The organism is Chloroflexota bacterium (genome assembly GCA_016875535.1).
Lineage (GTDB): Bacteria > Chloroflexota > Dehalococcoidia > SHYB01 > SHYB01 > VGPF01.
This window is the reverse complement of sequence record VGPF01000011.1, coordinates 32,712-52,047: the sequence shown is the minus strand read 5'-3', so window position 1 is coordinate 52,047 and position 19,336 is coordinate 32,712. Positions and strand designations below refer to the sequence as shown.

General features: G+C 63.7%; 18 protein-coding genes. 5 read left to right on the top strand and 13 right to left on the bottom strand.

Translation table 11 applies throughout. The features are described 5' to 3' along the window. Nucleotides 1–137 precede the first annotated feature (137 nt). Nucleotides 138–1,688, top strand: coding sequence for a recombinase family protein (locus tag FJ039_05175; protein MBM4405564.1), 1,551 nt, complete (start codon nucleotides 138–140; stop codon nucleotides 1,686–1,688). On the opposite strand, the gene FJ039_05170 is transcribed toward FJ039_05175, so the two are convergent. The 4 genes from FJ039_05170 to FJ039_05155 form a co-directional block, all read right to left on the bottom strand. Next, entirely contained in the window at nucleotides 1,657–1,899 is a 243-nt protein-coding gene (locus FJ039_05170; GenBank protein ID MBM4405563.1) for a hypothetical protein, read from the bottom strand. The genes FJ039_05175 and FJ039_05170 overlap by 32 nt on opposite strands. A gap of 143 nt (nucleotides 1,900–2,042) precedes the next feature. Next, nucleotides 2,043–2,978, bottom strand: coding sequence for a TIGR03560 family F420-dependent LLM class oxidoreductase (locus FJ039_05165; protein MBM4405562.1), 936 nt, complete (start codon nucleotides 2,976–2,978; stop codon nucleotides 2,043–2,045). A 121-nt stretch (nucleotides 2,979–3,099) separates the two neighbouring features. Next, nucleotides 3,100–4,113, bottom strand: a complete 1,014-nt coding sequence (locus FJ039_05160) for an acyl-CoA desaturase (protein MBM4405561.1) — start codon at nucleotides 4,111–4,113, stop codon at nucleotides 3,100–3,102. Between the two features lie 75 nt (nucleotides 4,114–4,188). Further along, on the bottom strand, nucleotides 4,189–4,482 hold the full coding sequence (locus FJ039_05155) for an RNA-binding protein (protein ID MBM4405560.1): 294 nt from the start codon (nucleotides 4,480–4,482) through the stop codon (nucleotides 4,189–4,191). A gap of 249 nt (nucleotides 4,483–4,731) precedes the next feature. Between FJ039_05155 and FJ039_05150 the strand changes: the two genes are divergently transcribed. Both FJ039_05150 and FJ039_05145 read left to right on the top strand, forming a co-directional pair. After that, the gene (locus FJ039_05150) at nucleotides 4,732–5,247 is read left to right on the top strand and encodes an Hsp20/alpha crystallin family protein (GenBank protein ID MBM4405559.1); all 516 of its coding nucleotides are present in this window, start codon (nucleotides 4,732–4,734) and stop codon (nucleotides 5,245–5,247) included. Then, nucleotides 5,244–6,941: an AarF/ABC1/UbiB kinase family protein gene (locus tag FJ039_05145; GenBank protein ID MBM4405558.1), complete on the top strand. Its 1,698-nt coding sequence runs from the start codon at nucleotides 5,244–5,246 to the stop codon at nucleotides 6,939–6,941. Before FJ039_05150 ends, FJ039_05145 begins: the two co-directional genes overlap by 4 nt. Here FJ039_05145 and FJ039_05140 read toward each other — a convergent pair. Both FJ039_05140 and FJ039_05135 read right to left on the bottom strand, forming a co-directional pair. After that, nucleotides 6,938–7,834 carry a sulfurtransferase FdhD gene (locus FJ039_05140; protein MBM4405557.1) on the bottom strand — a complete coding sequence of 299 codons (897 nt, stop codon included), beginning with the start codon at nucleotides 7,832–7,834 and terminating at the stop codon, nucleotides 6,938–6,940. The genes FJ039_05145 and FJ039_05140 overlap by 4 nt on opposite strands. A 567-nt stretch (nucleotides 7,835–8,401) precedes the next feature. Beyond that, a complete protein-coding gene (locus tag FJ039_05135; protein ID MBM4405556.1) occupies nucleotides 8,402–10,618 on the bottom strand; it encodes an FdhF/YdeP family oxidoreductase in 2,217 nt (738 codons plus the stop codon). Between the two features lie 764 nt (nucleotides 10,619–11,382). Here FJ039_05135 and FJ039_05130 point away from each other — a divergent pair. Next, complete coding sequence (locus FJ039_05130; protein ID MBM4405555.1) at nucleotides 11,383–12,060, top strand: molybdenum cofactor guanylyltransferase; 678 nt, start codon at nucleotides 11,383–11,385, stop codon at nucleotides 12,058–12,060. Here FJ039_05130 and FJ039_05125 read toward each other — a convergent pair. Both FJ039_05125 and FJ039_05120 read right to left on the bottom strand, forming a co-directional pair. After that, nucleotides 11,990–12,208, bottom strand: coding sequence for a response regulator (locus FJ039_05125; GenBank protein ID MBM4405554.1), 219 nt, complete (start codon nucleotides 12,206–12,208; stop codon nucleotides 11,990–11,992). The genes FJ039_05130 and FJ039_05125 overlap by 71 nt on opposite strands. A 24-nt stretch (nucleotides 12,209–12,232) precedes the next feature. Then, complete coding sequence (locus FJ039_05120) at nucleotides 12,233–14,047, bottom strand: hypothetical protein (protein MBM4405553.1); 1,815 nt, start codon at nucleotides 14,045–14,047, stop codon at nucleotides 12,233–12,235. A gap of 265 nt (nucleotides 14,048–14,312) precedes the next feature. Here FJ039_05120 and FJ039_05115 point away from each other — a divergent pair, with 265 nt between their 5' ends. Then, the gene (locus tag FJ039_05115; GenBank protein ID MBM4405552.1) at nucleotides 14,313–14,507 is read left to right on the top strand and encodes a hypothetical protein; all 195 of its coding nucleotides are present in this window, start codon (nucleotides 14,313–14,315) and stop codon (nucleotides 14,505–14,507) included. A 6-nt stretch (nucleotides 14,508–14,513) separates the two neighbouring features. Here the strand turns inward: FJ039_05115 and cobA are convergent, their stop codons facing one another. The 5 genes from cobA to FJ039_05090 form a co-directional block, all read right to left on the bottom strand. Further along, a complete protein-coding gene (gene cobA / locus FJ039_05110) occupies nucleotides 14,514–16,040 on the bottom strand; it encodes a uroporphyrinogen-III C-methyltransferase (GenBank protein ID MBM4405551.1) in 1,527 nt (508 codons plus the stop codon). Further along, nucleotides 16,037–16,687: a bifunctional precorrin-2 dehydrogenase/sirohydrochlorin ferrochelatase gene (locus tag FJ039_05105; protein ID MBM4405550.1), complete on the bottom strand. Its 651-nt coding sequence runs from the start codon at nucleotides 16,685–16,687 to the stop codon at nucleotides 16,037–16,039. The genes cobA and FJ039_05105 overlap by 4 nt, the downstream gene beginning before the upstream one ends. After that, the gene (locus FJ039_05100) at nucleotides 16,687–17,037 is read right to left on the bottom strand and encodes a hypothetical protein (protein MBM4405549.1); all 351 of its coding nucleotides are present in this window, start codon (nucleotides 17,035–17,037) and stop codon (nucleotides 16,687–16,689) included. Before FJ039_05100 ends, FJ039_05105 begins: the two co-directional genes overlap by 1 nt. Next, the gene (locus FJ039_05095) at nucleotides 17,034–17,399 is read right to left on the bottom strand and encodes a hypothetical protein (GenBank protein ID MBM4405548.1); all 366 of its coding nucleotides are present in this window, start codon (nucleotides 17,397–17,399) and stop codon (nucleotides 17,034–17,036) included. The genes FJ039_05100 and FJ039_05095 overlap by 4 nt, the downstream gene beginning before the upstream one ends. 87 nt (nucleotides 17,400–17,486) lie before the next feature. Next, entirely contained in the window at nucleotides 17,487–19,310 is a 1,824-nt protein-coding gene (locus FJ039_05090) for a nitrite/sulfite reductase (GenBank protein ID MBM4405547.1), read from the bottom strand. Nucleotides 19,311–19,336 lie beyond the last annotated feature (26 nt).

The window sequence follows — 19,336 nt, the reverse complement described above, 5'->3', positions numbered from 1 at the left end:
CAGAGCAACACAGCGCTATGCGCCCACCACGCCGGAGGGCGAGGCGCCTCTGACGACCGCAGTCGTCCAGTTCGCCACGCAGTTCGGACGCTATGGCTATCGGCGCGTGACTTCAACATCATCGACACCCAGAGGTAATGACCATGAAAGCAGTTGTCTACTGTCGGGTCTCGACTGACGCTCAAGAACGCGACGGGACCTCTTTGGAAACCCAAGAGAAGGCCTGCGTAGATTTTGCCCGTTCCAACGGCTGGCATGTAGTCGAGTGTGTGCGCGACTCAGCGAGTGGGTTCACTCTCGAAAGGCAAGGAATTGAGCGTGTTCGCAGCCTTCTGCGGCAAGGCGTCGGGAACGTCGTCATTGCTCATGCCGTGGACAGACTGTCTAGGAACCAAAATCACATTGGCGTTCTGTTCGACGAAGTCCAGCAGGCCGGAGCTCGCCTTGAATTCGTTACCGAGCGCTTTGAGGACACCGCCGTTGGCCGCTTCATCCTGGCTGCGCGTGCATTCGTCGCTGAGGTTGAGCGGGACAAGATCGTCGAACGCACGACTCGCGGAAGGCTTGAACGCGCCAGGAAGGGACGCATCCCGTCAGGATCGGGCAAGGGGTGCTACGGGTACAAATACAACAAGGCGACCGGCGTTCGAGAGGTAGACGACGCCCAAGCATCGGTCGTGGAGCGCATCTTCAAGAGGTTCGCTGAAACTCGAAGCCTGGTGACCGTCGCGACTGAGCTCAACGATGAAGGAATCCCGTCCTTCGCTGTCGGACGATGGGCCCCTATCGTCCTGCGGCGAATACTCTCCAACCAGTCTTACATCGGGCGCTACATGTTCCGGCGCACACAGCGCGTTCCTGCCCCGCCTTCCCAACGGCGACGGCGCAGGAGTCGCCTTGTCCAAAGGCCTGCCGAGGAATGGATGGAGGTTGCAGGAGCGTCGCCGCGCATCATCGACGATGCCACGTGGAATCGGGTGCAGGAGATACTCCACGACCCTGAACGCTCATTCGTCCGCAAAACAACCAACTCCTACCCTTTGCGCGGACGGGCGAGATGCAGCGTATGTGGCGGCTCACTCGTAGGCCAGATGCTGTATTCGTGCGGCAGACCGTACCGCTACTATCGTTGCCGCCACGCTTGGGCAAAGTGGCTAGGCTACACATGTGATTCACGATACGTTCCGGCTGATAAGCTGGAAACGGCCATGTGGGGCGAGATCAGAAAGATTCTCATGAACCCCATGGTCATACCAGGCGCGGTGAAGCTTCGCTCGCATAACAGCGGCCAGGCTGACCCGAAGGCTGAGCTAGAGAAGAAGCTACAGGGTCTAGCAGCACAAGAACACCGCCTTGTACGCCTGTACGCGACGGGTGAAGCCAGCGAAGAAATCATTCAGAAGGAGCTAGCCGAGGTCCGCCGTCAGAAATCGGCCTTGAACGACCGCCTTGCGAAACTCGCCAGCGCCTCAATGCCTGTCCCTGCGATAGACACCGGTCGCTTGACCAAGGCTTGCCAGGCCGTCGCCGCATGGCTGGACAAGGCGGACGCCAACCAGCGCCTAGCCGTCCTAGAGGGCCTCCAGATCAGCCTCCGGGCTGACAGAAACTCCGGCACCGTAAAGGGTGTCCTCCCCGTCGCCATCCCCGCTTTTATCACACTCGAACAATCATCCAGAAGTCCGTGAACATGACGCGCATAAGGTTGATGAACTTGCCGTTGGGCATGGCCGTCCGGTAGACACCCGCGACGGGGTTGCGCCGGGTATCGGCGGCCGCCCGAGGGCGCGTGGTGTAGGCGCCGCTCCCCGGCTCGGGCCCGCCGAGGATGTCATCGCCCGCCATCCCTCCCAAGTGCTGAAGCTTTTCATACCGATCCGGGGTGTGCTGAACGAGCATCTCCCACGTCCTTTCTAGAATGAGAACAGATGTTCTCATTCTAGAAAAGGGATGTCAAGGGGAAGGGCGGCCTGTCGCTGAAGTGAATGCCGGATCGGGCGGTAGGCGCTTTGGACTCGACCCGTTTCTGCGTGATGTGCCCTCTACAGAAGCATCTTCCCGAACGCCTTCATCGTCTCGATATTTCGCCCGTGCTCCTGCAGTTGGATGATGATAAGGCTCACTCCCTGCTTCGCGAAGCGGTCCATCCTATCCTGTATCTCGCGCTTGTCCCCCACCAGGAACCACTCACGCGCCGCCTCCAGCGAGGTCTTCGCCATCGTCGCCCGCTGCTCGATCCACTGCTTCACCTCGGGCGTCTCCTTCGGGTAAAAGGGGATCATCACCGAGCGCCGTATCGCCTTTGGGTCGCGCCCCACCGCCGCGCAATGCGCCTCCAGCGCCGCCGCCTTGGAGGCGTAGCGCTCCGGCGTCGCCGTCGAGTTCCAGTGGTCGGCATGCCTCGCCACGATCTTCAGCGCCACCTTCTCGCCGAATGCCCCGATCGTGATCGGCGGATGCGGCTTCTGTATCGGCTTCGGCATCGCCGGTGCCTTGGTCAGCTGGTAGTATGCACCTTGGAATGTCACCTCCCGTTGCGTCCAAAGCCCCTTGATGATCTGCACCGCCTCATCAAGCCGCTTCAGCCGCTCCCCCGGCGATGGGAACGCTATCCCCAGCGCGTCGTGCTCATACTTGAACCAGCTCGCGCCGATCCCGAACTCCAGCCGTCCATTGCTGATATGGTCCAGCGTCGCCCCCATCTTCGCCAGGATCGCCGGGTGGCGGAACGTGTTGCCGCTTACCAGGGGTCCAAGGCGTATCTTCTTCGTCGCCTGCGCGATTGCCCCCAGCGTCTGCCAGCCGTCCAGAAAGTCCGTCTGCGGGTCCGTCACCAGCGTGCTCGTCGTGCTCACATAGTGGTCCGCCGACCACCCGCTCTCGTACCCGAACTCCTCGCCCTTCTTCCACGTCTCCAAAAACTCCCGCCACTGCACGCCTTCCGAGGCCAGTTGAAAGCCGAACGTGAGTTTTGCCATCGGGACACTCCTCCTGCCAAGCTACGCGCAACTATGCAGAAGCCAAAGCGAGATGGCAAGATGTGAGACTCTGACGATTCCCCCTTCTTTTGGGGGAGAGGGTGGGAAAGCGGTCGGAGGCCTACGGCCGGAGCGGCGCGCTCGCCCGGTGCAGGTGCGCAAAGACCTCTTTGAAAGAGGTGAACGCCCCCGTCTCGTAATAGCTGATGCCCCGCTCTTTGCAGAAGGCCCGCACCGTGGGCTGGATCTTCTTCAGCTGGTAGCGCGGCATGTTCGGGAAAAGGTGATGCTCGATCTGGTAGTTCAGCCCGCCGTAGCAGAAATCCGTCACCGGGTGGCTCACCAGGTTCCGGGCCGTCACCACCTGCTCACGCACATAGTCCGAGCGCTCCTCGTTGCTGATGTGCGCCATCCCCACGTGATTCGGCGAAAAGATCATCCCGTTATACAGCCCCAGCGTCACATGATGGACGACCCCAAAGACCACCGCCATATGCCAGCTCGGCAGTTGCAGCATCAGGAACACGTAGAGCGCGAAGTGCACCGCGATTCCCGCCATCTCCGCCACCGGGTACTTCGCGAACCCCTTCCGGATATGCTTGATGCCGTAATACGTCATGTTCGGCACCTGCAGCATCAGCCAGAAGATGTAGATGTAGGCCTGGATCGCGATCAGCGGTCGTAACAGCTTCGGCCGCGTCTTCGCCTGCGGCGCGAAGAAGGCGATCATCCGGTAGTCCACGTCCGGGTCTTCCTGCAGGTGGTTTGGCGTTGCGTGGTGCTGGTTGTGCTTCTTCACCCACCAGCTGTAGCTGATGCCCAGGAACACGTTCCCCAGCAGCCACCGCGCCGGATGGACGATGCGCCCCTTGCGTAAGAGCTGGTTGTGGCCCGCGTCATGGCCGATCAGCTCGATCTGCCCGCACACCACTCCCATGAAAATGGCGTCCAGGATCAGGATCGCCGGATGGTTGAATGCGATGGCGAGAAAGATGGCAAGCCCAAAGGCCGCCAGCGTCGCCGTGATTTTCACTGGGTAGTAGAGCGGCTTGGGCTTCAGTCCGCTCTGGGAGATCAGGCGGCGCAGCTCCGCGTAGTCCGCGCCGCCGGGGGCTTGTGCCTGTGCCGTGGTCATGCTCGCAGGCCGATTGGGAGACCAGGCGATGGAGCCGCGTTCCGCTTCGTCCGTATTGCGGGCGAAGTGGGGCTGCTAACGGGAGAACCGTCCGCCGCCGCGTGGGGGGCCGCCGGGGCCGCGATCTTCTCGGGCCCGGGCCACATTCACGGTCACCGCGCGCCCTTTCAGCGCCTTCCCGTTCAGCCCTTGGATCGCCGCATTCCCTTCGGTGTCGGACGCCATCTCAACGAACGCGAACCCCTTCGAGCGTCCCGTCTCCCGGTCCATGATCAGCCGCACCGATGTCACCTGGCCGAAGGCCTCGAACGCCTGGCGCAGATCCGCCTCTGCCATCTCGTACGAAAGATTCCCAACGTAGATATTCAACCCGTCGCTCCTTAGTCGTTCTGCTCCCGTCTTCTCGGCTAGCCCGCCCCCGCTTTCGGCACCAGTGACTGGGAGCGTTAAGCCAGGGAGCTATCACTCAGATTCCAGGAGTTTCATTCAGTATATCAGATTCGGACAAATCCCGGCTGCGGCTTCACGCCTTCCTCACAACCGTGGATTGCTCCTTCACGTCCCGTTCACACGCCGTTCCTAGTGTATGAGAGAATCGAAACTTGGTGGAGGTGTGCCATGGCTGGTGAATCGTCCGGTTCTGCGAAAGAGGCTCGCCGCGATCCCTTCCGCATGCCGCGCAGGCTTGAAGAGCTCCTCGATGAGCCCCTTCCTCGTTTCCTGCGCCGCAAGCCCTCCGCCTTCCGCCACTGGGCCTTCTCTCCCTGGGCCCTCCGTGAATGGGCCTACGATGAAGGCGCCTGGCTTCCGCCCATAGACGTCATCGAAAAGAACGGCGTCATGACCATCCGCGCCGATCTTCCCGGCGTGAAGCTGGAAGAGGTCAAGGTCTCCGCCAAGGAGACCTCCCTTATCATCGAAGGCAAGCGCCAGGAAGACCCCGACGTGCATGACGAGGACTACCACGTCGCCGAGCGCATCTCCGGCGATTTCCGGCGCGCCGTCTCCATCCCCGGTGGGATAGATGCCAACGCCATCACCGCCTCTTATAAGGATGGCGTCCTGGAGGTACGCATCCCCCTCGGTCCCAAGCGCGCCTCCGGCGGCACCACCATCAAGGTGAACGCCCAGTGACCTCCGCGACCTCAAATAAGCCGACACCCTCGCCGCCTGCCGCAAAAGGTTCCCACCTTGGCCGCTATCGGGAGATCGCCACCGTTCTCTCCCGACGCGGCCTCGTGCATCTGCTGCACATGGTCACCAATAGATTCACGCCCGCCCGCTTCTTCCGGCGCGGCCGCCCTCCCCTGGCCGATACCAAACCCGAGGAGATCCGGAAAGCTCTCGAGGAGTTGGGAACCACCTTCATCAAGCTCGGCCAGATTCTCTCCACCCGTCCCGACCTGGTTACTCCTGCCTACCAGGCCGAGCTCACCAAGCTCCAGGACACCGCCCCGCCGGTGCCCGCCGCCGAGATTAGGCGAGTGATCGAAGGATCCCTCGGCAAGCCGGCCTCCCAGCTCTTCGCCACCTTCGATGATCGTCCCCTCGCAGCTGCCTCCATCGGCCAGGTCCATGCCGCTACCCTGCACGATGGCACGGAAGTCGTCGTGAAGGTGCGGAGGACCCACGTCGTGGAAAAGGTCGAGCTCGACCTGGAGATTCTCCAGTCCATCGCCCGCCGTGCCCAGCGCGCCTGGGACTGGGCCGAGCGCTACGACCTGGAAGCCCTCGTCCGCGAGTTTTCCGAGACCATGAAGCGCGAGTTGGACTACCGCTTGGAGGCCCGCAACGCCCAGCGCTTCGCCCTCATGTTCGGGCGCTCGAGCGATATCCATATCCCCAAGATCTTCCCCGAGTTTTGCACCGATGAAATCATCACCATGGAGCGCATCCGCGGCATCAAGATTGCCGACCGCGCCGCCCTCGAAAAGGCGGGCATAGACCCCCACAAAGTCGCCGATGCCGCCGTCAACGCCTTCCTGAAGATGGTCTTCGAAGAAGGCTTCTACCACGCCGACCCGCACCCGGGGAACTTCTTCGTCGAAGATGGCGGCCGCATCGGCATCGTGGACTTCGGCATGGTCGGTACCCTCGATCCCGGTACCCTCGAAGGCCTCATGGGCCTCCTCCAGGCCTACCTGGAAGATAACCCGGACCGCCTCGTGGACGCCCTGGAAGACCTCGGCGCCACCGCCACCGATTCCGATCGCGTCGCCCTTCGCGAAGATATCGCCTTCCTCACGGAGAAGGTTAAGACCCACGGATTCGACGAGATCAACATGGCCGAGCTCGTCAATGACCTCATGGCCGTCGCCCGTGAGCACTACCTCCGCGTCCCATCCCGTATCGCCATGCTCTTTAAGGCCCTCGCCATGGCGGAAGCCGTCGGCGCCCAGCTCGACCCCAAATTCAACCTCACCTCGCGCCTGCGCCCCTACGTCAAACGCTTCCTCTGGGGCGATAAGTCCTTCAAGCGTCAGGCCGGCAAGTTCTTCCAGGCCGGCCGCGATATGGTCGCCCTCACCACAGAGTTCCCCGTCCGCCTGCGTCGCATCCTGGGCGATATCGAGCGCGGCGGCATCGGCGTCAACGTCCGCCACGCCGGACTGGAGGATGCCGTGGCCCGTATCGAACGCTCCGTCAACCGCCTCATCGTCGGCGTCTTGGCCGCCGCCTTTGTGGTTGGCCTTGCTGTGGTCCTTGCGGCCACGAACCTGCCCGGCAAGCACCACTGGCTCGTCATATTCTTCGTGGTGGGTTTTGCTCTCGTCTTGGCTATGGGCCTCTACCTAGCCTGGCGACTCTCCCATCAGCGCCGCCGCTAGACCTTCACCGCGATCCGCTCCGCCCCGGCATAGATATTGAAGCTTTCGCCCCGCGCGAACCCAACCAGCGTCATCTTGAACTCCCGCGCCAGCTCGATCGCCAGGCTGGAGGGCGCGCCCACCGCCACAACCATCGCGATCCGCGCCGCCAGCGCCTTCTGCATCAGCTCCCAGCTCGCGCGTCCGCTTAGAACGGCGATGGACCCCTCCGGCAGCGCCGTCCCCTTCAGCACATACGAGCCGATCAGCTTGTCCATCGCATTGTGCCGCCCCACGTCTTCACGGAGGGCCAACAGCCTGCCCTTGGCATCAAAGAGCGCCGCCGCGTGCAGTCCCCCCGTCCTCCGGAAGACCGACTGCGCCTTTACCAACCTCTCGCCAAGCCCGGAGATGACCGAAGCTCCCACGATCGGCCCCTTGCCCGCAATCGGTTGCACTCCCCGTACCCGCAGCGCATCGAGCGATGCCTTCCCGCACACCCCGCAGCTGGACGTCATATAGAAATTGCGCGTCAGCAAGCGCGGATCGAACGGCACCCCAGCCTTCAGGCACACGTGGATGACGTTGTCATCCTCAAAAGGGAGCGGCTCACTCCGCATCCGCAGCACCGGAAGTTTCGCATCGCCCGGCAGCGCCTCCGTCACCTCTTCGATGGCTCCCCCTCCGCCGATGATCCCCTCCGTGAGCAGAAATCCTGCGGCAAGCTCGGCATCATGCCCTGGCGTCCGCATCGTCACCGCCACGCTATGCGCCTGCCGCCCTCCCTTCCCTCGCGTCACCACCCGGATCTCCAGCGGCTCCTCCGTCGTCGCCGCATCCTTGGCCGCGCGCAGCCGCCCGCCCGTCACGCGGCCTATCGCCACCGTCTTCGTCATCATGGCCCTCTTACGCATAGTAGTCCGCTGCAATCCTATCTATCTTATCCCGCTTATACGCCTCCTTCCCGCATCCCCTCTCCCCCAGGTTGCACCCTCAACCCACCCTCCGCCTCCGGTAGGGGCTGGCCTTCCCGCAGGGCTCCGATACGTCGGAGAGGCCAGCCCTCCCCCTCTGCTGCCCTAAGGAGCGGCGATGCTTCTCATCGCCACGACGAACGGGCCTACGCCAACTGGGTTGCCTCGCAACCCAAATCCCCATCTGGCGTAGGGGCGGCCCGATACCATCGGGCGAACGCGGCGCGTGTCCTCACTCCGTGTGTCGCACCGGAGCGCCCCTCTCCAACCCCACCCCCCAGGTTGCACCCGCAACCCTCGCACCGTCTTCCGGTAGGGGCTGGCCTTCCCGCAGGGCTCCGATACATCGGAGAGGCCAGCCCTCCCCCTCTGCTGCCCTAAGGAGCGGCGATGCTTCTCATCGCCACGACGAACTGGCTACGCTGTCCGGGTTGCTCCCGCAACCCCTACCCCTTCCTTCGCGTGCTCGTCTTCGAGCTACGGAAGGGGCCAGGGGTTAGGTCGCCCCTACCCCCGCACCACCCGCACCGTCGTGTTGTAATCCGGTATCCCGCACACGGGGTCCGTCGCTCCTCGGCGCAGCAGCACATTCCCCTCCGGCCAATGCACCTGGATGTTGCGTTCCTTCACCGGCGCAATCTTGCACCGCCCCGCCATCTCCCCCACATCGGAAATAAGCCGTAGCGCATCCCCCTCCTTCAGCCCGAGCGACTCCGCATCCGCCTTGCTCATCAGCACGTCATCCCGTTTTGCCCCCGTTAGCGGGTCCCGCTCCGCCTGCACCATACTGTTGAACTGCCTCCCCCGCCGCGTGCTGAGGAGGAACCACCCCTCGGGTATCACCATCTCCGGCGGCCTCAGCGATGCAAAGTGCGCCTTTCCATCCTTTGTCGGGAACAAAGCTCCTTCGCACAATCGAGCACCGCCCCACTGGAAGGCATCCCCCTGCTTTTTCAGGTGCTGGATGCCCTCATAGAACGGCACCGCTTTGGGGATCTCGTCTCGTATCGCCTGGCAGTCCTTAAAGTCAATCAGATGCCCCATCTCCGGCCGCACGCCCTTGGCGATTTCCATAAAGATGTCGAACTCCGCCTTCGCCTCGCCGATCCGTCTGCCCTGTATCTCCGGGCTGAAATAAACCCGACGCTCCGTAGACGTCTCCGTCCCTCCTCCGCGCTGCTCATACCGCGTCTGCGCCGGCAGCAGCACCACCGTCTCCGCTGGGTCCGTCAGCATCTGCGTCGTCACCACGATGTCCTGGTGCACGCGAAGCGGCACTCGCGCCAGCGCCTCCTCCACGAACTGCGGCTCCGGCAGCGTCTCCAGAAAATTCCCGCCTACGGAGTAGAGCACGTCCAGCTTCCCCGCGTGCGCCGCGTCAATGGACTCCACGGCGGAAAGCCCCCGCCACGTTGGGACCGGGAAACCCCACAGCCGCTCCAGCGCCCAGGCATTCTCTTCGTTCATCGCCATGCCGCCGGGGTAGTCCCACGGCACCGCGCCCATCTCCGCGCCCCCCTGGACGCCGCTGTGCCCCCGGATCGCCATCAGCCCGCACTTCTCTCTCCCCACGAACCCCTTCGCCAGCATCAGGTTCACCAGCGACTTCACATTCTCCACGCCGAAGCGATGCTGCGTGATCCCCATGCTCCATACGATCACCGCGCTCTTCGCCGAGGCGAACTCCTTCGCGAAGGCCAGCATCTCCTCCCGCGACGACCCTGAGAACCGCTCCAGCATCTCCCACGATTGCCCCTCCACCGCCGCCTTCGCCTGTCCATAGTCCGCCGTGTGCTTCGCGATGAACTCGGCCTCCACCCACCCCTGCTCGATCAGGTGCTTCAGCACGCCGTTGAAAAAGGCGATGTCTCCGCCTGTGTGGATCAGGAAAAACCGGTCCGTCAGCTTCGTGCCGAAGACCGCGCTCTCCATCACGGAGGGCACCCAGTACCGCTCCAGCCCGGGCTCCTTATACGTGTTCACCACCAGCACCTTGGAGCCCTGCTGCTTTGCATAAAAGAGATACTTCGTCGTCACCGGCTGGTTGTTCGGCACGTCGCTCCCCACAAAGATCAGCAGGTCAGACCCCATCCAGTCGTTGTACGAACACGTCGTCGCGCCGACCCCGATCGTCTCCTTCAGCGCCGTCGTGCTGGGCGCGTGGCAGATCCGCGATGAGTTGTCTACGTTGTTGCTCCCCATGAACCGCCATGCCTTCTGCGCCGCGTAGTAGGCCTCGTTTGTGATCCCTCTCGAAGTCAGGTAGAGCGAGATGCGGCGCGGGTCCGTCGCCCGGATGCGCTCTGCGATCAGCGTCAGCGCCTCATCCCACGTCACCCGGGAAAAGCCCGCCTCGCCCCTTCGACGTGCCATCGGGTACGGCAGTCTCCCCAGGTCGCGTAGCTCCTTGGAGCTCATGCCCCTCAGCGCCGCCGCGTCCTTCAGCTTGCCGATGTCCATCGCCCCCATCGTGTTCAGGCGCAGGAGATTCAAGCGCACCGTGCACAGGTGGAGCCCCTTCATCGTGAAGTCGTGGAGGCCCGTCGTCCCCAGCGCGCACCCGTCGCATACCCCCTTGGAGAGCACGCGCCAGGCGTACGGCAGCGAATCCCGGTTCGCCCATGCCGCCTTCACCATGTCCTTATAGTGGTTCGGCTTCACCTGGCCCGCGCCGTTGGGCATCAGTCCCGCCCACCGCGAAGGCCGCCACATCGTGAACTTCATCGCTTATGCTCGTTCGGAGAACGAACGCTCCTCAATGCTGTCGTAGCTCCGTCCCGCTCGTCTTCGCTATCCGTCCCTGCCCTACTTCACCATCCCTCTTCCCAGGGGAAATCGCCTAGATTCTACACCACCGCATCCGCCTGCACCCTCTATCCCCCTGCCTCCCCCTCGTTCCTGCGTTCCTCAGTTTCCATGTTCCCTTCCCATCTCTGTGCTCTCCGTGCCTTCGGCGGATTATCTTTCCTTTCCTCCCAATCTTCTTCATCTGTGTAATCTGTGGATAAACATCCTGACCTCCCGCTCTTGACGCTGATGCTTATACTGAAAGTGAAGGGTATAGGCGGCAATGGCGCGTAGCCCTTCCCCTGGCCAGGGAAGCCGCGACGCGCCATGAAACGGCGGAGGCAAAGGAGGATCGATCCGGATGTGGCACGTGGGTTCATCGGCTGCCCAGCGGTCTCCCGGTGAACGGCCGCCGCCCATAAGGCGCTTGCGCCGATGGGCTGTGCGTCTCTTCGAACTACCGCAGGCTCACAAGCGGGATTGGCTGGCAGACAACTGTCGCCATGGGAACGTAGGCTGCTCTTGCCTCGGCAAGATTCCCAGTCCGCCTCCGGCGGACGCTCCATTCTCGCACCCGCGCCTCACTCGTCCCGTCATGAAGGGACCGCCGTCCGCCGCCTGCGCCCTCTCCCACCGCGAATCTCCAAGAAAGGAACCCCGCTCGATAAGCAAACCCGAGATGATGCGCGTACCATAGGCGCATGCCGAAATCACAGCTGAGCCTGGTCATCCTGGCCGGCGGCCAAGGGCGCCGCATGGGCCGCCCCAAGGCCGCTCTCCCATTCCAGGGCCGGCCCATGCTCACCCATATCCTCGCTCGCCTCTCCGGCCTGACCGACGATTGCATCGTCGTCACCAGGGATGGCCGCGCGCCCGTGCCTCTCCCCAAAGGGGTGCGACTCGTCAAGGACCTCTTCCCCGGCCAAGGGCCCCTCTCTGCCGCCGTCGCCGGTCTGCGAAAGGCGCGCTACCCTGTCGCCGCTATCCTCTCCTGCGATCTCCCCCTCGTCTCGCCCCAGGTGCTGGACGCTCTCACCGGGCTGCTCACCCCTCTCCATGAGGCCGCCGTTCCCGTCATCTCGCGCCGTCCCCAGCCGCTCCATGCCATCTACCGCGCAACCCCCGCCGCCAAAGCCGGCCTCCAGGCGCTTACCTCAGGGACACGTAGTATGCAGAGCCTGCTGGCGCTCCTAGATGTCCGGTGGGTTCGCGAAGCCGACCTGTCCCGTCTTCCCCGGTGGCGCGACTCATTCGCCAACGTCAACACCCCTGGAGACCTCTCCCGTGCCTGGGGAAAAGCCCGCGGCGCTACCCGGCCACCGGCGCCAACTTCCTCTTTGTCACCTTCTCCACCGCTTCGCGCAAAGCGGCCATCGTAACCGGCTTGCCCAGCACCATATCCACGTTCGTAGGCTTCTCCCCAGAGGCGTTCAGGATGTCCCCAAATCCCGTGAGTAAGAAGACCGGCGTCTTTGGGGAGACCTTTTTCACCCGGGCGGCGAGCTCGTCCCCGTTCATCCCCGGCATGGCCCGGTCGGTGATTACCAGGTCTTACGCCCGGCTCCGGAAGAGGTCGAACCCCTCGCGCCCGTCCTTCGCCGTCACCGCCGTATGCCCGTCCCTCGAGATGAACTGCGAAAGCATGAACCTGATGTCCTCTTCGTCCTCCACCACAAGGAGCGAGAGTGGTCGTGCGGAGGTTCCTAGGGACTTCATAACGTTCTCCTCGGCGCTCCTCTGGTATGTGGGCAGGCGGATTGTGAACGTCGTCCCCTCGTCTGGCGCGCTTGCCACGTCAATCTTCCCCTTGTGGCGCTTGATGATGCCGTAGGTCACCGCTAGGCCCAGGCCGCGCCCGCGACCCTCCTTCGTCGAGAAGAAGGGCTCGAAGCAGCGCATCCGCGTCTCCTCGGACATGCCTTTCCCGGTGTCCGCAACCTCAAGCACAACCCAGGATCCTTCAGGCCGCAGGGAGACTGTAATTGAGCCGCTTTTGGGCATGGCGTCTGTGGCGTTTAGGATAAGATTCACCAGGACTTCCCGCAGCTCCGATGGGTCTCCGAACGCCGGCGGCGTCTCTTCCACCGCCTGCGTGACCTGTATCTCGATCCCTGCGGCCAGCGCCTGGTCCTTCCACCTGGGTTGTGTCGTCAGGATCGCCTCGTCAATCAGGCTCTTCATCTCCACCGCGTCGAAGTCATCCTCGGACTCTGTGTTGACATAGAAGCCCCGGAGCCTGCGCACCATGGCCGCGATATCCTTGGCGTTGGTGTTGATGGACTTCAGGTAGCGGAGCGCCATCTCCTGATCCTGAAGGTCCTCCGGGTTGCTCATCATCAGGTCGCTGAAGCCCAGCACCGGGGAGAGGGCGTTGTTGATGTCATGGGCGATCCCGCTGGCAATCTGGCCCAACGCGGTCAAGCGCTCCTGCTTGACCACCTGGCGGTGAGCGCGTCGCTCGTCTTCGTACAGCTGGGTATTGCGCACCACCAGCGCCATCTGACCGGCCGCAGAGCGCAGAAAGTCCAGGTCCGTCCGGGGCGGCGCTCCTTGCGGCAGCCCGGCGATAAGCAGGCCGATGAACTCATCATGCGCGTTCATCGGCATAGTGACGATCCGCTTCGTTCCCGCTGGGAAGGCGGCGCGCAGGTCGGCGAGTGGCTCCGGGAGCGCCTCAAGGGGCGGCGACTGCTCATTTCGGAGGGTGCGCACACCGGCGGCGTCAATCTTGAGCGAAGGGGCGCCGCGCTCCCACGTGCCGCTGCCCCCCGCGATGCCGGCGGGCGTCAGCCTATCCGGTGATTGCTGGCTGAAAAGATAGGCCAGAATGGCTGACTTGGGCAGTGTCTGCTGGATCACCGCCACGGCATGGCCCACTGCCACTTTGGTCTCCGGCGATTCGGCGCTGGCTCGTGACACCGCCGCCAGCGAAGTCAGGCGGCGGGCATGGGCGGCTACCCGCTCTCTATCTCGTTGGGCCGTCTCGATGAAGAGGACCATCAGCGTCGCCATGCCCAGGATAAAGGCCACTTGGATGGAGTTATCACGCAGCTCATCCGGGCGCGGGTCCCGACCGAAGATATATGGGGCGAGGATGAAAGGGATAGAGGTCAGCCCAGTGACGATGGTGACTACCGCGCCGCCCTTCCACCGGAGCGTCAGCGCGGCATAGACGATGATCAGGAGGAACTCGGCCTCATGCAGGATGTGGAGGCGGAAATACGGCAGGCTGCCGATCACCTGACGGAAATCAGGGATATACGTAAGATAGTGCAGCATCCCGTGGACGACTACCGCCGTCGTCACGATGACGGCATGGATGAGCCGGTACTTCCGGTCAAAGAGGAAGTTGGGTAGCCAGCGCAACCTCTGCCCCTTCCAACAGACCTGCGGTTATGTCCTATCTGAGAAGCTGCCCTCGTTGCAAGTGAACGTTAGCCTAACGCCTCCGGTATTGTGACACATCGGTGAAAGCCCCCAAAACTAGATGCCCCACGGAACTCTTACGTTCGTGCTGTCCAGGAGGAGCGATAGGTGTCCCCACCCATGCACGCTGAAGCACGAGGTGAGAGGCTAAGGGTGCGAAGTTTCTATCCTCGGAACGGCGGGGAGTGAGGCCAAGGAGGACGCCATGAGACATGAGGTTCGCAGGGGTGGCTTTACGGATAGCGACGCGGAGGTCGCGACGCTCTTTCGTCTGGCGCTGGACAAGGTGGGCAACCCGCCGATGTCTGCCGCGACGTCTGAAACCATCGAGATGACGGTGCCGATAGGGCAGATCACGATGGGCACGCCCCACTGGACAGTCGTCTACGCGCCGATCTAAACCCGGCTAGTCCCGGTTCTTGAAGCGGGCCGAAAGCGCCTCAACTAGGGCCTGGGTCGTGTGGCGTTCCGGAAGGACGTCCACCTGGAGCCCCTGCTGTTTCGCGCTCTGCGCCGTGGCCGGGCCGAGGCATGCAAGGAGCGACTTCCCTAGGGAGAGGCCTCCGCTGCCCGCGAGCGATGTGAGACTGTAGACGGCCGCCGAACTTGTAAGCGTCACGGCGTCTACCCCGTTCGCCAATGCTGCTTTCAGGTCAGCCTCAACCCCCGGCGGAATCTTGGTGGCGTACAGATCCACTTCCCGTACCCGCGCGCCCATCTGGGCAAAGGCCTCGCCTAGGCTCTTGCCTCCCTCTTCCGCCCGGTGCAGCAGGACCTGTTCCCCTGCTGTAGCGTGCTCTTGAACGGCGGCCGTCACCGCTGCGATGCTGAAATCGGCGGGCACGGCGTCAGGCTCGATGCCTCGGGCGTTCAGCGCCGCAACCGTCGCTGAGCCGATGGCGCAGACCTTTGCTCCCGCCAAGGCGCGGCTATCTTTGCCAAGGGCCTTAAGCCTGGCGAAGAAGAACTCCACGCCGACGGGGCTGGAGAAGACGAGCCAGCCGTAGCGGGAGAGCTCGGCGATGGCGCGATCGAGGATGGGATTCTTCTCAAGAAGCGTGAACTCCAGCAGAGGCACGTCCACCGCCATCGCGCCCGCCTCTTCCAGGCGCTGGATGAGGCCGCTCGCCTGTTGCCGCGATGACGTGACCAGGATGCGCCTGCCGAACAGCGGTCGCTCTTCGAACCAGGCGAGGCGCTTGCGAAGGCGGACGACTTCCCCGACGACGAGGACGACGGGCGCGGTCAGATTCGCCTCCAGCCCGCGCTGTCGGATGTCCCCCAGGGTGGCCGTCACAACACGCTGGTGCGGCTCCGTGCCCCACTGGACCAGGGCCGCCGGTGTCTCAGGGCTGCGGCCCTCGCGCAGCAGCGCCGCTGTAAGCTCTTCCAGCCCTTCCCAGGCCATAAGGGCCACGATGGTGCCATCGGCTGTGGTGAAGCGCCTGCGAGCGTCTGTGGCGTTGGGCAGGCCGGTGCCGCTGACGACGGTAAAGGAGGATGACGCCTCCCGGTGCGTGACGGGGATCCCGGCATAGGCGGGAGCCGCGATGGCCGAGCTGATGCCGGGGACGATGGCGAAGCGGATGCCCGCCTGGGCCAGCGCCTCCGCCTCCTCACCGCCTCTTCCGAAGACGAAAGGGTCGCCGCCTTTGAGCCGGACGACAACCTTCCCTTCCTTGGCCTTCCGGACCAGGAGGTCGTTGATGCTTTCCTGAGTCGCCGAGTGTGCGCCGCGGGCCTTGCCGACGCTGATGCGCTCGGCGCCGGGCTTGGCATAACGCAGGAGCCTGGAGTCCACCAGGCGGTCATAGATAACCACGTCGGCCTGCTGGAGGAGCTGCCGGCCGCGCACGGTGATAAGCCCGGGATCGCCGGGGCCTGCGCCGACGAGATAGACGGTGCCGGGAGAGGCGGGATGTGTGGCCGTCATCGCGCCGCCTCCTTGACCGTCTCTTTGGTCAGCGCATGGAGCACCTTGGCAAGGGCCTTTTGGGATTCGCCTGATCGAACCAGGGCGAGCAGGTCAGGCGTGATGGCCTCCTGCCAGCGCTTGGGGATGGCCTTGAGTTTGCGCTTGCGCAGCTCGAGGCGTGCGGCGGAGAGGACGTCGGACAGGTCTGCCCACTGGAGGGCGTTCGCCGTGGCAAGCTCCTCCCGGAGCTTGCGGGCCAGGGCCGGGCTTGCCCCGCTGGTGGAGATAGCGATAGTCACCTGGCCGCGCTGGACTACGGCAGGGGTGAAGAAATCCCCGAGATCTTGCACGTCAACGATGTTCAAGAGCACGCGCCGCGATTCCGCCTCTTTCGCGATGTCCCGGTTCACATCGGCGGCGCTCGTCGCCGCGATGGCAAGGTAGGCGCCCTTCAGGTCGCCGGGGAGATAGGGGCGCTGGATAAGGGTTATCGCGCCGCTTTTCGCCAGGTCGCGCAGGGCAGGCGTGGCGGAGGGGCTGATGACGGTCACGTTCGCATCGCACTCCAGCAGGCCGAGCGCCTTATGGGTCGCCACTTCGCCGCCGCCGATGACAAGGCACTTGCGCCCCCGAAGGGTGAGGAAGACGGGGTAGTTCCTGGGCATCAGCGCACCTCCGTCCCATGGGGAAGAAGGAGGCACGGCTCGCCCCACTGCTCTCTGGTACCCAGGCTCCAGGCCGTCGGCTCGCCCTCGGGCTTCAGGCGGATGCCGTCGTTGCCGCCGAAGACGAGGAGGGCGGTGCCATCGCCGGAGTCTTCCACGGTGGCGGCGTAGGCCTGGCACACCCCTTCGCGTGACCAGCCCACCACTTCGCACCAGGCGTCCTTGCCCGTGGGGAGGGAGGTCCAGACGGCGCGCACGGGGCGCGGCTGTTCGGCCACGCTGAACATCCGGTTCACCGTCATGGGGCTATTCGCCCCTTCCTCCACGTTCACTTCGATGTACCGGCTCACAGCTCCACACTTTCGCTGGTGCGCATGGCTTCGGCCTCTTCCAGGAGGCGCTCCGCCAGCGGGTACGACTCTTCTTTCCGATAGTCCAGGGCCGAGAGGGAGATGGCCCTCCAGACGATGCCTGTGGAGACCTGGGCATCCACGGACTTGCCCAAGGGAGGCACTTTCACGCCAAGGGCCCGGGCCATCAGCGTCGCTGCCCGGAGGCCGGAGGGCGTGAGATAGCAGCGGGTCACCGCCTTCCCATTATGCAGAAGCGTGACGCCATTTTTCGTCTGGCGCAGGGTGACAGGCAGGCGCGCCCTCGGATGAGCGATGAGGCGCTCGCCGTATTCCAGAGCCTTTTTTCTGCTGGGGGCCATAGCTGCCTCGGTCCAGGGTTCAGGAAGCGTGGAGCAGGGCCTTGTTCTCACCCTCACCCTTGCTCCTGGAACCCTGATCCTTTTCCTCTAGACCGCGCACTCGCCTTCGCCGCGCTCCACCTTGTAGAGGATGGTCTTGTCCCAATCCATGTACATGGTGATGCTCTGGGGGCCAAGGGCGGGAATCTCGTTGTGCTTGGCGGCAAGGGCTTCAAAGGGCTTGAGGCCCACGCGCGCTACGAAGGGATTGAACTCTTCGCCAGGGTTCCGGTTCTCCTTGTAGTAGGTGAGGACGTCTTTCACGAAGTCCGGCGTGCGCTTGGAGGGAACCTTCACGCCGGAGAGGCGCTTGCCGAAGGTGAGGCCGTCCACGTGGGTCTCCATGCCGTAGTTGCCGCCGAGGAAGACTTCGTACGAGGGGACCTGCTGGCCGCCGGGACCCTTCATGGCCGCGCCGTGGAAGCCGATGTTGGCGATGTGGTGCTGGCCGCAGCCGTTGGGGCAGCCGCTCCCCTTGATGTGAACCTTCTGGATCAGGGGATCGTTCAGGAGATCGCCCCAGGACTTCATCGCATCCATGAGGGCGCGCCCGAGCCCCATGGTTGACGTGATGCCGAGCTTGCAGCTATCCGTTCCAGGGCAGGTGATCACGTCCGTGACGGCGTTGACGCCCGGATTCGCGAAGCCGAGGGCCTTGAGGCCCTTCCAGACATCGTAGAGGTTCGCTTCCGGGATCCAGCGCAGGAGGATGTTCTGCTCCGGCGTGACGATGCCGCGCCCGCCTGTGTATCTGCGAAGGAGCTCGGCGAGGGGCTTGTACTGGTGGGTGTGGATATCGCCGGAGGGGATGTTGGCGTAGACGGCGTAGTAGCCCTTCTGCTTCTGGGCGACGACGTTGGTCTTTCTCCAGGCGGCGAAGTCCGGCTCGTGGTGCTGGTGGCCGTTCTTGGAGACCGCTGGGGGCGTCTCCTTGTAGATATCGTCCACGCCCATGTAGGGAGTGGGGTCAATGGGGCCGATGCTCTTGAGCTCTTCATCCACTTGAGCGCGCACGGCCTCGATGCCGATCTTGTCCACCAAGACTTTGATGCGGGCCATCATGCGGTTCTTGCGCAGCATGTCCGCCTTGTTGAAGACGGTCCAGGAGGCCAGGGAGACGCGCAGGATATCCTCCGCCGGGATGAACTCATAGAGCGTCTTGGCCAGGCGGGGCATGATGGAGGTGCCGCCGCCGATGTAGACCTTGAAGCCCTTCTTGCCGTCCTTGATCTTGGCGACGAAGGAGAAGTCGTTGATCAGGGTGACGACTTCATCGTGCTTCCCGCACCCGGAGAAGGAGGTCTTCCACTTGCGGGGGAAGCTCTGGGTGACGGGGTGGCGTAGGCCGAAGCGCACATAGGCCGCCAGGTAAGGTGTGGGGTCGAAGGTCTCATCCGGGCAGATGCCCGCGAGGGGCGAGCCGGTGACGTTACGGACGGTATTGCCGCATCCTTCGCGGCTGCTGAGGCCTGCCTCGGCGATGACGCGCATGAAGCCGGAGCAGTCCTCCAGCTTCATGTGATGGACCTGAAGATTCTCCCTGGTGGTCAGGTGGCCCTTCTTGAGGGGCGCGTACTGTTCGATGGCTTCGCCAAAGGCCTCCAATGCCTCCGGTGTGATGATGCCGCCGGGGAGCTTCACGCGGATCATCTGGCGGTCCGGCTGGCGCTGGCCGTAGGTGCCCTGGCGCAGGCGCAGGGGGATAAAGACCTTCTCCTCATATTCCCCGGCGCGGAACTTGGCGATGTTGGACTCCAGGGTCTGGATCTCATCCTCCATGTAGGGGATGATGCCGTTCTTCATCTTTTTCGCCAGGGTGAGGCTTTCGCGGTGGATGTCTGCCTGGTGCCTGGGTTGCGCTGTTTCTGCCATGGGACTCTTGCCTCTTCTAGCCGTGA